Genomic DNA, 13,781 nt, shown 5'->3' on the forward strand with positions numbered 1-13,781 from the left:
CTCCAGTCTCCCCGTCTCCCCGTCTCCCAGTCTCCCAGTCTCCCCGTCTCAAAGTCTCCCAGTCTCAAAGTCTGCTCGCTACGGCGCCGCCATCACCTTCACGCGCATAAAGCGGGGCGGTGAGGTGCCGATGAGGAAGTTGTCACGCACCTTGAGCGTGGTGGCATCGTTGATGAGCACCGTGGTGCTGGTGGCACTGAAGGAATCCGGCAGGGCAGGCAGCAGGGAGCCTGCGCTTTGCACTTCATAGGTCACCCAGGGTCGCTTGGGGATCGACATCGTCAGGTAGCCTCCTTCATTGCTCGCGGGAGGCAATGCTGAGCCATTGGGCAGCGTCGGATTCTTGCCGAAGGCCAGCTCCAGCAGGTTCACGAGGCCGTCGTGATCGTCGTCGTCCAGGGGACCATGGCCACTGGTCGCACCAAACATCGCGACCTCCCAGGCGTCAGGTAGGCCGTCGTTGTCTGCGTCGAATGTCAGCTTGGCCCACTTCAGGCTGTCCTTGATCTCGTCGTAGTAGCTGATAGCCGCGTTGCCGCCCACTACGGCCAAAGAGGTGAATTGGCCCACGAGGTCTACTGTGTCCACGCTGAAGAGCATCCATGTGCCCGAGCCATCCGCCGCGCTGTTGCGCGCATATTTGAGGTCAGCGTTGCCAAGGTCGTAGTAGCTGATGGCCGGGTAGCCGCCCACTACCGCCAGCGAGGTGTATTGGCCCACGGCGCTGACGGTTTCCACGCTCCTGAGCGCCCACGTGCCTGAGCCATCCACCGCGCTATTGCGCGCGTATTTGAGGTCAGCGTTGGTCGCGTCGAAGTAGCTGATGGCAGGCTTGCCGTCCACCACCGCCAGCGAGGTGTATTCGCCCACACTGCCTAAGCCCACGCCGTTGTCCACCGTGGTGAGCGTCCAGGTGCCCGAGCCATCCGCCGCACTGTTACGCGCGTATTTGAGGACGCCGTTGATATTGCCGAAGGTGTTGATCTTGGCGCAGTAGCAGATGGCCGGCTTGCCGCCCACCACCGCCAGCGAGGTGTATTGGCCCGCGTCGTCGACTGTGTCCACACTGGTGAGTGTCCAGGTTCCCGAGCCATCCGCCGCGCTGTTGCGCGCGTATTTGAGGTCAGCGTTGCCACGGTCGTAGTAGCTGATGGCTGGGTAACCGCCCACCACCGCCAGCGAGGTGTATTCCCCCACGGAGCCGGTGTCCACAGTGGTAATCATCCACGTGCCTGAGCCATCCGCCGCGCTGTTGCGCGCGTATTTGAGGTATTGGTTAGTCGCGTCGTGGTAGCTGATGGCCGGCTTGCCGCCCACCACCGCCAGCGAGGTGTAGAGGCCTACGTCGCCGAGGGTGTCCACGCTGGTAATCGTCCACGTGCCTGAGCCATCCGCCGCGCTGTTGCGCGCGTATTTGAGGTCAGCGTTGGCCGCGTCCAAGTAGCTGATGGCCGGGTTGCCATTGATGATGGCCTGCGAGGTGTAATAGCCCACGTCGCCGCCCTGCACGCCAGCATCCGTAATAGTGGGCGTCCAGGTGCCTGAGCCATCTGCCGCGCTGTTACGTGCATACTTGAGGTCGAAGTTGGTCCCGTCGTAGTAGCTGATTGTTGGGTATCCGCCCACCACCGCTAGTGCGGTGTATTGGCCCACGGAGCCGACGGTGTCCACGCTGCTGAGCGTCCAGGTGCCCGAGCCATCCGCCGCGCTGTTGCGCGCGTATTTGAGGTCTTTACTGGTCACGTCGTAGTAGCTGATGGCCGGGTAACCGCCCACCACTGCTAGCGCGGTGAATTGGCCCACGTTACCGCCTGTGTCCACGCTGCTGAGCGCCCAAGTGCCCGATCCATCCGTCGCGCTGTTACGTGCGCATTTGAGGTCAGCGTTGGTCCCGTCGTAGTAGCTGATTGTTGGGTAACCGCCTACCACCGCTAGCGCAGTGTATTGGCCCACGGAGCCGGCGGTGTCCACGCTGGCAATCGTCCATGTGCCCGAGCCATCCGCCGCGCTATTGCGTGCGTATTTGAGGTCTTGGTTAGTAACGTCATAGTAGCTGATGGCCGGGGTGCCGCCCACCACAGCCAGCGAGGTGTATTGGCCCACGTTGCCGCCGGTGTCCACAGTGGTAATCGTCCACGTGCCTGAGCCATCCGCCGCGCTGTTGCGCGCGTATTTGAGGTCGCTGTTGGTAAAGTCGTAATAGCTGATGGCCGGGTAACCACCTACCACCGCCAGCGAGCAGTACCGTCCCACGGTGCCGACGGTGTCCACCGTGGTGATCGCCCACGTCCCTGAGCCGTCCGCCGCGCTATTGCGGGCAAACATCAGGCTCGCTTTCGACGCGTTGTAATAGGCAACAGCCGGGTTTCCGGCGACGATGGCTTGAGAGGTGTATTGGCCGGTACTGGCATTCGTAGAGGTGCCGAGGTCCACCGTTTGGGTGGTGATGGTCTGGGCGTGGAGCGGCATGGAGAGCAGGCCAAGCAGGGTGAGGGCTAGCAGACGGGTTTTCATAGTGAGAGCTGGGATTTTAGCCGAAAGGGCGGGTTTTGCCCGAAAAGACTCCCGGGGGGTGCTGTGAGGAGGGGTGGGGGGTATTACAGCTACCCTGGGGGAGTGTCGAGTGACCCCTGGGGGGGGCGAGCGCGGACCCTGGGGGAGTATGGAGCGGACCCCCGGGGGGCGTTGGGCTGCCCCCGGGGGGGGCGGAGGCGACCCCTGGGGGGTACGGCGGCTACCCCCGGTAGGTACGATGGCGACCCCTGGGGGTCCGCAGAGGTGCCCCCAGGGGGCTGCGGACGGGTGGGAGGGAGTGCAGCGTGGCCTCCCTGGGGACGCGGCTATTGAGGTGGCGTACGCTTGGCATCGCTCGTCCTCGTTCTCGTCCTCGGAGCGCAGCAATCTGGGGTGGTCGTGTGCATATCGAGGACGAGTAGGAGTAGGAGGACGAGTAGGACGGGGAGGTGCGGGCATCGACCCAGTGGCCGTGGTCCAGGGCCTCACGCGGCGTGGGGGGTGAGTTCTTGGTCCCAGACGGAGAAGTGCCCGTCGGCATCGACGAGCTTGAGGTAGAGGGTGCCGGTGGTGCCGACGGGGGCACCGGAGAGGATGAGGCGGGTGGGGCCGGTGCAGTCGGCGACATCGACGGCGGTGACGAGGGCTCCGGCGGCATCGATCAGACAAGCGGTGGGCCAGGGTGCGTTGGTGCTGCGGTCGCGGAAGTTGGTGCCATTGACCTCGGTGGTGCGGCCAGGGCCGACGGCGTATTTATTGGCCACATTGCCGGGGCGGGCGCGCACGCTGGTGACTTTGGGGGCGTTTTGGGCGGCTTCTCCGGCTTTTTCCACGGGGCAATCGACGCGCACCTTGTCGATCTCATCCGGGTGGACGATGACGGAGTAGCCGAGGGTGTCGCGCACCTCGGTATCGCTCGGATCAGGGCCGCTGAGGCGGCCGCCGCAGGTGGGCTGGATGCGGTAGCGCCGCAGGATGAAATCGACGGGGATGGTCTGGCGTGCCAGCTCGACATGGAGGCTGGACATCTCGGTGATGAGTTTTTCCACCTGCGGGCGGGTGAGCTGGCTGCGGGTGGCGAGGGTGTCGAGGTACTCGCCCTCCTCCATGGCGGGCCGTGCGGCGGGGCGTGAGGTGAAGAGGGTGGAGATGAGCTGTACGATGTAGCGGAACGGTTGCATAGGGTTAGGTAGGTTGAGTGAGGCGAGGGAAAGGGTGGTGTGACGTTTGGGTTTCGGTGAAAGCGGTGCCTGATAGCCGGGTGTGCCGGGGGCGAGCTGCGTGTAAAGATTATCACCCGGCTCCAGCAGGACGCCGCGACCGTCGATAAGTCGTACGTTCGGTGAATCCATCACCACACGCGGGTCGTTCATGTCGAAACGGAGGTAGATCATGAGCCGTCATGGTTGAGTGAATGCGGGGCTGATTTAACCTGCTCCCCCTCTCAACCCGGCAGTGCCTCTGGTGCAGTGCTGCGCGGAAAGGAAAAACACACCGCCCGTGAACGGTGCGAGGCCAAGAATGTGAGAAATGGCGGATGTTGTCGAGCACATTCTTACCATGAAGTGTGTGCAGAGGCCGGGCTGTGACGTTATGTTTCCGCTCAACCCAATCCACTCATCCCATGCCCTACCGCGCCTTTCTTGCCTGCCTGACATTTGCCTTCTGCACTGCAAGCCTCCATGCGGCGGTGGAGCCCAAGAAGCCGGAACCGGCCAAACCGGAGCCGAAGAAGCCGGAACCCAAGCCAGAACCAGCGAAGCCCGATCCCAAGCCGGAACCGAAGCCAGAACCGATGCCGGTGCCCGGTAAGCCCCTGCCCAACCCGCCTTCACAGCCCACCACACCGGCGCAGACGGCCACCCCTGCCCCGGCGGCCCCCGCACCGACGGCGGCGAAGCCTGCGGAGGAGAAACCGAAGCGCAAATCCGTCGCCGATTTCACCAAGGGCTACCAGCGCCTCGACGGCCTGTTCCGCATGTATCTCGACACCGAGAGAGGCGTGGCCTGGCTCTTCGTCGCGAAGAACCAGTTCGGCCCCGACTTCATCTACTTCAATCACAGCGTCGATGGCGTCGTCGCCGCTGGGCACAACCGCGGACGTTACGGCGACTCGATCGTCTTCGGGCTGCGTAAGGCCTTTGACCGCATCGAGGTCGTCGAGCACAACACCGCGCTCTACTTCGATCCGCAGAACGCCCTCGCCAAAGCGAAGCGTGCGAACACCAGCCCAGCGATCCTCGCCAGCGAAACCATCGTCGCCGAAGATGCCGAGGGCGTGCTCATCGCCGCCACGAATCTATTTCTGCGCGAGACCCTGACCATGGTGAAGCACGGCGATACCTCCGGTGGCAAGGCCGTGCTCGGTCGCCTGTCCGAGACGAAGTCGAAGATCGTCCGCATCAACGGCTACCCGAAAAACACCGCCATCATCGCCGAATACGTCTATGAAAACCCCACGCCGACCTGGGAGGCCGAGGCCGATGTCACTGATCCGCGTTACATCAGCGTGCAGGTGCAGCACACGCTCATCGCCATGCCGGAAAACGATTTCAAGCCGCGCCTCGACGACCCTCGCCTCGGCTACTTCACGCATCAAATCACCGACATGACCAGCACCGACGTCGCACCCTATCGCGATGTCATTCACCGTTGGCATCTCGTCAAACAGAAGCCCGGCACCGCCTTGAGCGAACCCGTGACGCCGATCACCTTCTGGATCGAAAACACCACGCCCGTCGAGTTCCGCGACACCATCCGCGCCGCCGTGCTCAAATGGAACGAAGCCTTCGAAACCGCCGGCTTCAAAGACGCCGTCGTCGTCAAACAGCAGCCCGACGACGCCAAGTGGGACGCCGGTGACATCGAGCACAACGTGCTGCGCTGGACCAGCAGCGTGAACCCGCCCTTCGGCGGCTACGGCCCCAGCTTTGCCAATCCGCGCACCGGCGAACTCCTCGGCGCCGACATCATGCTGGAGTACAGCTTCATCACCAAGCGCCTGCTCACCAAAAAACTCTTCGACGACCTCGGCCTCGCCAGCGACACCGCTGCCGGCACGCACGCCTTCGATCCCCATGCCTGCACCGCGTGCAGCAGCGCCCGCCACGGCCTCATGTTCGGCCAGACCATGCTGCGCCTGCAAAAGAGCGACCGCATCGAGGTGGACCGCCTCATCAAAGAATCGCTCTACTACCTCGCGCTGCACGAGGTCGGCCACACGCTCGGTTTGAGCCACAACTTCCGTGGCAGCCAGCTTCACAATGCCGTGGATGTCCACAACGCCGCCATCACCGAAAAAATCGGCCTCACCGGCTCCGTCATGGATTACCCGCCAGTCAACATCGCGCCCAAAGGCACCCCGCAGGGCCAGTACTTCACCACCAAACCCGGTCCGTATGACCACTGGGTCATCAACTACGGCTACAGCGAGTCCTTGGAAGATCCCGTCGCAGAACAGCAGCGTCTCGAAGCCATCGCCGCCCACTCGCACCAGCCCGAACTCGCCTTTGCCAACGACGCCGATGACATGCGTGCCGTCGGCAAGGCCATCGACCCGCGCGCCATGCTCTTTGACATGAGCAGCGATCCCATCACCTACGGCACGCAGCGCTGCGAGATGGTGAGCGCCGAATTGAAGAACATCCTCAAAGACGTCGCCGATCCCGGCAGGAGCTGGCAGGAAGTCGCGCAGGCCTACGTCTCGCTCACCAGCGACGCCAGCAGCTCCCTCGTCGCCATGTCACGCTACGTCGGCGGCGTCCTGGTGGAACGCGCCGTGCAGGGCCAGGCCGCCGGCACCGTGCCGCTCAAGCCCGTCGAAGCCGTCAAACAGCGCGCCGCCTTGGCCGCGCTGGCGAAGTACGCCTTCGCCCCCGGTGCTCTCAGCGCGCCGCCAGAACTCTACGCGCACCTCCAGCAGCAGCGCCGCGGTTTCGAGCATCGCGACGAAGGCGAAGACCCGAAACTGCACGACCGCGTGTTCAAAATGCAGCGCTCGCTCCTGGATCACCTCATGCATCCCAGCACACAGCAGCGCATCATGGACAGCGCCCTCTACGGCAACGAAGTCAGCCTGGATGAAGTCATGACTTCCCTCACCACCGCCATCTGCACCGGCGACGATCCCGCGCAACCCGTCAGCACCATGCGCCAGAACCTCCAGCTCGACTATGTGACCCGCCTGCTCGGCATCGCCCACAACGGCGGCTACTTCCACGCCATCCAGAGCGTCGCCCTGCTCCAGCTTGAGCGCATCAAAGCCATGCCCTTCGCCAATTCACCCGCGCATCAGCTCGCGATCAAATATCGCATCCGCCGCGGGCTGGATGAGAAGTGAGGCGGAAGCTTCCAAGCCCGTAGGGCTGCCACAATCATAGCCGTGGGTGCCAACCCTCGGTTGAAGCATGCATACAGCGTCGATTGGCATGGAATCGCATAGCGGTGACACAAAACGGCCAGCGCATTCAAGACATCCTCGCCAAATCGCGTACTCTCGCACATGAAAACGCTCACGCTCCTACTCTGCCTCCTCGCCACCGCCTCGCAAGCGGCCTTCTCCGACGGTTGGTCACTCTGGTCGCCGCGTGACGAAGCAAAACCCGATGCCAACGTCAGCAACACTGGTGGCATCAACGGCAAAGGATCCCTCATCCTTGAAACCGGCCCCGGTGAACACTGGATCGGCTGCTGGACGCGCACGTTGCCGGTGGAAGGCGGCGAGCATTACCAGTTCAGCGCATGGAAAAAGGCCAGCGCCATGTCCACAGCACGTCGCAGCGTGTATGCACGCGTGATCTGGCAGGATGAGAAAGGCAATCCCGTCACCTGGGAGGAACCGGCGAAGCAAGGCTATGCCAAAGGCACCGTGCCGCGTGCCGAACCCGAGTATCCGCATGTTCCCGACAGCGAAGTCAACAAGTGGGCGCACTGCGAAGAGACGCTCCGCTCTCCGCTCAAGGCCACGCAGGCGAAAATCGAGCTCTATCTTCAGTGGGCCGCCAACGCCCGTGTCGAGTGGAGCGAAGTTTCGCTCACCGCCGTGGCCGCACCAACTCCGCGCAAGGTCAAGCTCGCGACCATTCATCTCCAGCCGAAGGACGGCAAGAACCCTGCCGACAAACCGCCGCAGTTCGCGCCGCTCATCGCTGAAGCGGCAAAACAGAAGGCCGATCTCGTCGTCCTGCCCGAAACCCTCACCTACTACGGCACCGGCAAGAAGATGGAGGAGTGCGCCGAGACCATTCCCGGCCCCAGCACCGAGTACTTTGGCAAGCTCGCGCAACAGCACGACCTCTACATCGTCGCCGGCCTCGTCGAGCGCGAGGGCAAGACCCTCTACAACACCGCCGCCCTCCTCGGCCCCGATGGCCGACTCATCGGCAAGTATCGCAAAGTCACGCTGCCACGCAGCGAGATCGAAGCCGGCATCACCCCCGGTCACGACTATCCCGTGTTCGACACCCGCTTTGGCAAAGTCGGCATGATGATCTGCTACGACGGCTTCTTCCCCGAAGTCGCGCGAGCCTTGACCATCCAAGGCGCCGAAATCATCGCCTGGCCGGTGTGGGGCTGCAATCCCATGCTCGCCGCCGCCCGTGCGTGTGAGAACCATGTCTATGTCGTCAGCAGCACCTACACCGACGCCACCAAGCACCAGTGGATGATCTCCGGCATCTACGATCACTACGGCGACGTCCTCGCCCAAGCCACCACCTTTGGTACGCTGGCCATCGCCGAAGTCGATCTCAACGAGCACGCCCACTGGAACAGCCTCGGCGACTTCAAAGCGCAGATTCAGAGCCACAGGCCGCCGTCATTGAAGGAGTAACCTTCATCTGGACACGGCCAGCGCCTTGCCACGCCCGTAAGAATTTGCGCACGCGCCGCGTTCACCCATCCCCCGTTGGCACCGCTGCCGCCTCCCTTGCGAAAGGTATGAAAATCGCATTGAAGCCCGGCACACGCTCACGATGTTCCTTTTCTCCTATCAAATCCAACTCATGCATCCTCGTCCTCGCACTTCTTTCGGTTCTTTGATCGCCGCCTCGCTGGCACTGACCAGCCTGCTTCACGCCAATGACTGGACGAACTGGCGCGGCCCGCTGCAAAACGGCGTGAGCCTGGAGCATTACACCAAGGCCGGCAAACTCGCCGACACACCCGCCTGGACGACGGACATCCGCAGCCGTGGCACACCGGTGGTGGTGGATGGCAAAGTCATCCTCTGGGGCTACAAAGGTGAAACAACGGATCTCATCGAGCTGCTGACCTGCCTTGACGCAAAAACGGGCAAGCAGCTCTGGCAGCACGAGATTCCCGACTACCTCAGCGACTCGATCTACAACCGCTACTCGATCGGCGCACCGACGGTCGATCCTGAGACGAAGCGCATCTATCTCGTCAGCAACGCGGGCGTCTTCGTTTGCTTCGAACTCGACGGCAAAAAAGTCTTTGAGATGCCGCTCATGGAAGATTTCGGCCGCATGACCTTCCCAAATGCACGCGTCGGCAGTCCAGTGATCGAAGGCGATCTCGTCATCATCCACTTCATCTTCTCCAATTGGGGCGCGGACGGCCCCGCCGCCGATCGTGCCTATGGTTTCGACAAAAAAACCGGCGAACTCGTCTGGTGGACGCTCCCAGGCGTCAGCCCACCGGTGGACAGCTCGTTCTCGACGCCCGTGCTGGAAACTCGTGACGGCAAACGCGTCGCCTATTTCACCACCGGCTGCGGCCACATCGTCTGCGTCAATGCGCGCAGCGGCAAACCGTACTGGAAGATGCCCATCTGCAAAAACGGCGCGAACCCTTCCGTCGTACTGCACAAGGGCAACCTCATCGCCATTCACGGCGATGAAAACGTGGATAACTCAGAGAAAGGCCGCATGATCTGTATCAAGCTGCCGGAGAAGCTCGCCGCCCCAGTCCCGCCCGTGCTTGAGGCCACCACCTTGGAGCCCAGCATCGAAGTCTGGCGCAACCCGATCGGTGCCACCAGCAGCTCGCCGGTTCTTGTTGGCGATGTCATTTACCAGCTCACCGACGGTGCCGAACTTTACGCCATCAACGCCAACACGGGCGCTGACATGTGGAAGAAAAAGCTCAGCAACGCCAACCTGCACTCCTCGCCGCTCTACGTCGATGGCCTGCTCTATTGCCCGATGATGGAAGGCAAGCTCGTCATCGTGAAACCCGGCGAAACAGACGCCGAAATCGTCCAGGAGATCAAACTCGACGGCGACTGCCTCGGCGCACCGAGCGTTTGCGATGGCACGTTGTATGTGACGACCACCAAGCATCTTTACGCCTTCCCGATTCCGAACGAAGGCATCAAGGTCGATGCCGCACCCGTCGCTGAAATCCCCGCCGCCGGCAAAGCGGTCGCTTTGCAGATCGTTCCTGCCGAAACCGTCATCATGACCGGCGGCAAACAGGCCTTCCGCATCCGCAGCATTGATGCGAACGGCTTCATCGTCAGCGACAACGTCCAAGGCGTGAAATGGGAGTCCTTCATCCCGCCCACCGCCAAGGTGAAGGCCACCATGGACGCCAAATTCAACGACGCAGGCGAACTCGAAGTCGCCGCCGATGCCAAAGCCAGCGCCGGTGCCTTTAAGGCCACCGCACCGGACGGCCTCTTCGGCACCATTCGTGGTCGCGGCCTGCGCAACCTGCCGCTGGTCGAAAACTTCGACGGTTACGACCTCAAGGAAGACCAGCCCACCGAAGGCGTGAAGTTTGCCTACCCGCCGCTCCCATGGATCGGCGCACGCTTCAAATTCGACGTGCGTGAGGTCAACGGCCAGAAAGTCTTCGCCAAGACCTTCGACCGCCTGCTGTTCCAGCGTGGCACCGTCTTCATCGCCCCGTCGAATCTCTCCAACTACACCATGCAGGCCGACGTGATGACCGACGGCAGCGCCCGGTCCAAGTCCGACATCGGCCTCATTAACCAGCGCTACCTCATCTGCCTGCGCGGCAATGCCGGCAAACTCGAAGTCAGCTCCAACCTCGAGCGCCTCAAGCAGGAAGCCGTCTTCAAAGTCACCGCCAACACTTGGTACACGCTCAAGACCCGCGTCGATGTCGCTGCGGATGGCAGCGGTCTCGTGCTGGCCAAAGTGTGGGACAAAGCCCAGCCCGAGCCCGCCGCCTGGACCATCGAAGTCAAAGTCCCCCGCGCCCATAAAAATGGCTCCCCCGGCATCTTTGGCTTCACACCGCTGAATCAGAAGCGTGTGTATCTGGATAATTTGAGTGTGACTCAGAACAATTGATCTGGCGGCTTCCTTTACCTATCATCCTCCATGACCATTACACCTCCAAAGTCTGTGATCGCTAATGTCACGACGTTGCCCACGTCACAGGACGCTTTGAACGCGATGTTTGAGGAAATCGCTCCCAACGGTGAAATCGAGATCTGGAGCCAGTATGACGCCCACGAGGCCGCGAAAGTGTTGGGACAACTACTCGGAGAGCCGAAGATGATGGCCGAAGTCGATGGAGTCTGAGCGAACATTTCCGTATCGCCCTGGACTTGAGGGAGTAGCAGGCCCCGCGCTGGCTTATCTACCTTTGACACTCGGCTTGCAGGAGCAGCAGCACCATGGAGTCGCCATGATCGACTCTGGCTCAATGGTAAGCGTTCTGCCGTACCAGGTCGGACTCAAACTCGGCGGCAAATGGGGAGCTGGCAAGCCGCTCAAGCTCACGGGCAACCTAGCTCGCCTCCCAGCATTCCCCCTTCTTCTCAAAGCTAGCATCGAAGGCTTCGATCCCGTGGCACTGGCTTTTGCGTGGACTCTTTTCGAGGACGCTCCGCTTCTGCTGGGGCAGATGAACTTTTTCAGCCTATTTGACGTTTCCTTTTCAGGTTCCCGACAAACCTTACGCCTCAAGCGATCCACTGTTGCCACTTTATTGCCCCTTCCATGACCACCAAACCCACCCTCCTCCTCGCTGCGGCACTCGTCGCCTCGGCACCGCTCTTGATGACCTCATGCGGTAAGAAGACCGAATCCGAGCCTGCCAAGGCAACCGCGCCCGCCGCCACTGGCAAAGACTACGCCCAATGGGGCGGCGGCAACACCCGCAACATGGTGTCCGACGAAAAAGGTCTGCCCATCGACTTTGATCCCGGTAAGAAATACGGCCCCAAGGCCGCGCCCAAAGAAGCCGGACGCCTCCGTCCCGATGCACAGGAAGCCAACAAACTCCCCGGCGCGGAAGACATCGACATGAGCACCACCAAGAACTGCCTCTGGGTCGCCAAGCTCGGTTCGCAGACCTATGGCACGCCGATGATCGCCGATGGCAAGGTCTATGTCGGCACCAACAACGAATCCCCGCGTGATCCGAAACACATCGGCGACCGCGGCAACGTCATGGTCTTTGAAGAAAAGACCGGCAACTTCCTCTGGCAGCTTGTTTCGCCCAAGATGGGCAGCGGCAAGGTCAATGACTGGGAATACCTCGGCATCTGCGCCAGCCCCACCATCATCGGCGACAAGGCCTACGTTCCCGGCAACCGCTGCCAGATCATCTGCATGGATGTCAACGGCCTCGCCAATGGCAACCAGGGCATGCAGGACGAAGGTGCCTTCATGGCCCCACTCGACAAAGACGGCAAGCCCACGCCTCCGCTCACTCCTGGCACCACCGACGCCGACATCCTCTGGGTGTATGACATGTACAAAGAACTCGGCGTCTTCCAGCACAACGCCACCGCCGGCTACCCGCTCATCGTTGATGGCAAAGTCTTCGTCCCCACCTGCAACGGCGTCGATTGGACCCACACCAACATCCCCGCGCCCAATTCCCCCAGCTTCATCATGCTCGATGCTGAAAAAGGCACGCTGCTCGGTGAGCAAGACCACGTCGCCTCCGAGCGCGTGCTGCATTGCTCCTGGTCCTCGCCGAACTACCTCGAAGTCGGCGGCAAAAAGCAGATCATCTTCGCCGCCGGTGACGGCTGGGTTTATTCCATGGCCCCCGAGACCAAAAAGAACGCCGAAGACCTCGACATCCTCGTCGAACACTGGCGCTATGACGCCAACCCGCCCGAGTATCGCAAGAACGACAAAGGCGAACCCATCAAATACGTCGAATACGACGGCCCCAGCGAAATCATCGCCACCCCCACCGTCTATGACGGCCTCGTCTATGTCCCCATCGGCCAGGACCCCGAGCACGGCGAAGGCGTCGGCTGCCTGAGTTGCATCGACCCCAAAGGCACCGGCGACCTCAGCGGCAAAGCCGTCTGGACCTTCAAAGGCATCGAGCGCACCATCTCCACCCCCGCCGTCAAAGACGGTCTCGTCTATGCCGCCGACTACACCGGCCGCCTCTTCTGCCTCGACGCCAAGACCGGCAAAGAATACTGGAAGTTCGACACCAAAGGCCACATCTGGGCCAGCCCCGTCGTGGTGGATGGCAAAGTCTGGATCGGCAACGAAGAAGGCGAACTCTTCATCCTCGCCGAAGGCAAGGAGCTGAAGGAACTCAAGACCATCGAGTTCCCCTCCCCGCTGCTCAGCAGCGTCGTCGCCGCCAACGGTTGCCTTTACGTCACCACCCACACGCACCTCTACTGCTTCAAAGAAGGTGCCAAGGCTCCCGAGGCGAAGTAATCGACAACCTCGAGCGATTGAATCACGAAGGCGGGCCTGCAAAGGTCCGCCTTTTTCATGCCTCCACCCACTCGGTTCAGAAAAAACAAGCCTGCTTGCCGCTGCGGCTGATCTCAAGTCATTCGAACATACCGCCAATGGCAAACCCGGCTGCTTAGGTTCTTCGCGATTCTGTTTGTCAATTTTTTGCCTGACCCCGTTTTCACCGTTTTCACGGTCCCGGATGATTGCTTTTATGGCTCAAATCCATGTTTCCACCTTCAAAATGAACGTTTCCGCCTCCCAAGTTAAGGTTTCCGCATGCCAAATTAACGTTTCCGCATGCCAAGTTAAGGTTTCCGCATGCCAAGTTAATGTTTCCGCATGCCAAATTAGAGTTTCCGCATGCTAAATTAAGGTTTTTGTCTCCCAAATTAACGTTTCCGCATGCCAAATCATTGTTTCCACGCCCCAAATCCATGTTTAGGCGTCAAAAGCCATCGTTTTACCAGTGCGGTGCTGGGATTAGCGGCAATGCCGTTAAGCAATAATGACGCCCCTATTCCCAGGTGCAAATCTGGCCCCTCACCCCGACCCTCTCCCCGGAAAGAAAGCCAAACGCAAAACAAGTCTCTCGCCGGGGAGAGGGAGCCTGAC

At 61.4% G+C, this 13,781-nt stretch carries 8 protein-coding genes; 6 read left to right on the top strand and 2 right to left on the bottom strand.

The features are described from left to right. Positions 1-78: 78 nt before the first annotated feature. Positions 79-2,514 carry a carboxypeptidase regulatory-like domain-containing protein gene (locus tag ACKVY0_RS06125; RefSeq protein WP_409213909.1) on the bottom strand — a complete coding sequence of 812 codons (2,436 nt, stop codon included), beginning with the start codon at positions 2,512-2,514 and terminating at the stop codon, positions 79-81. A 485-nt stretch (positions 2,515-2,999) separates the two neighbouring features. After that, a complete protein-coding gene (locus ACKVY0_RS06130) occupies positions 3,000-3,908 on the bottom strand; it encodes a hypothetical protein (protein ID WP_409213910.1) in 909 nt (302 codons plus the stop codon). 230 nt (positions 3,909-4,138) lie between these two features. Here ACKVY0_RS06130 and ACKVY0_RS06135 point away from each other — a divergent pair, with 230 nt between their 5' ends. The 6 genes from ACKVY0_RS06135 (at position 4,139) to ACKVY0_RS06160 (ending at position 13,145) form a co-directional block, all read left to right on the top strand. Next, on the top strand, positions 4,139-6,853 hold the full coding sequence (locus ACKVY0_RS06135) for a zinc-dependent metalloprotease (protein ID WP_409213911.1): 2,715 nt from the start codon (positions 4,139-4,141) through the stop codon (positions 6,851-6,853). Between the two features lie 162 nt (positions 6,854-7,015). After that, the gene (locus tag ACKVY0_RS06140) at positions 7,016-8,344 is read left to right on the top strand and encodes a carbon-nitrogen hydrolase family protein (RefSeq protein ID WP_409213912.1); all 1,329 of its coding nucleotides are present in this window, start codon (positions 7,016-7,018) and stop codon (positions 8,342-8,344) included. Between the two features lie 172 nt (positions 8,345-8,516). Continuing rightward, positions 8,517-10,793 (top strand): PQQ-binding-like beta-propeller repeat protein, encoded by a 2,277-nt coding sequence (locus ACKVY0_RS06145; protein WP_409213913.1) that lies wholly within the window; start codon positions 8,517-8,519, stop codon positions 10,791-10,793. Positions 10,794-10,823: 30 nt separating this feature from the next. Next, a complete protein-coding gene (locus ACKVY0_RS06150) occupies positions 10,824-11,027 on the top strand; it encodes a hypothetical protein (RefSeq protein ID WP_409213914.1) in 204 nt (67 codons plus the stop codon). 64 nt (positions 11,028-11,091) lie between these two features. Then, the gene (locus ACKVY0_RS06155; protein ID WP_409213915.1) at positions 11,092-11,451 is read left to right on the top strand and encodes a hypothetical protein; all 360 of its coding nucleotides are present in this window, start codon (positions 11,092-11,094) and stop codon (positions 11,449-11,451) included. Next, positions 11,448-13,145, top strand: a complete 1,698-nt coding sequence (locus ACKVY0_RS06160) for a PQQ-binding-like beta-propeller repeat protein (protein WP_409213916.1) — start codon at positions 11,448-11,450, stop codon at positions 13,143-13,145. The genes ACKVY0_RS06155 and ACKVY0_RS06160 overlap by 4 nt, the downstream gene beginning before the upstream one ends. The last annotated feature ends 636 nt before the right edge of the window (positions 13,146-13,781 follow it).

Source organism: Prosthecobacter sp., assembly GCF_046154365.1.
Classification (GTDB): Bacteria; Verrucomicrobiota; Verrucomicrobiia; order Verrucomicrobiales; family Verrucomicrobiaceae; genus Prosthecobacter.

What these genes read in the sequence shown, in the direction of transcription:
- ACKVY0_RS06125 (WP_409213909.1), bottom strand. Translation starts at nt 2,514, where the DNA reads ATGAAAACCCGTCTGCTAGCCCTCACCCTGCTTGGCCTGCTCTCCATG.
- ACKVY0_RS06130 (WP_409213910.1), bottom strand. Translation starts at nt 3,908, where the DNA reads ATGATCTACCTCCGTTTCGACATGAACGACCCGCGTGTGGTGATGGAT.
- ACKVY0_RS06135 (WP_409213911.1), top strand. Translation starts at nt 4,139, where the DNA reads ATGCCCTACCGCGCCTTTCTTGCCTGCCTGACATTTGCCTTCTGCACT.
- ACKVY0_RS06140 (WP_409213912.1), top strand. Translation starts at nt 7,016, where the DNA reads ATGAAAACGCTCACGCTCCTACTCTGCCTCCTCGCCACCGCCTCGCAA.
- ACKVY0_RS06145 (WP_409213913.1), top strand. Translation starts at nt 8,517, where the DNA reads ATGCATCCTCGTCCTCGCACTTCTTTCGGTTCTTTGATCGCCGCCTCG.
- ACKVY0_RS06150 (WP_409213914.1), top strand. Translation starts at nt 10,824, where the DNA reads ATGACCATTACACCTCCAAAGTCTGTGATCGCTAATGTCACGACGTTG.
- ACKVY0_RS06160 (WP_409213916.1), top strand. Translation starts at nt 11,448, where the DNA reads ATGACCACCAAACCCACCCTCCTCCTCGCTGCGGCACTCGTCGCCTCG.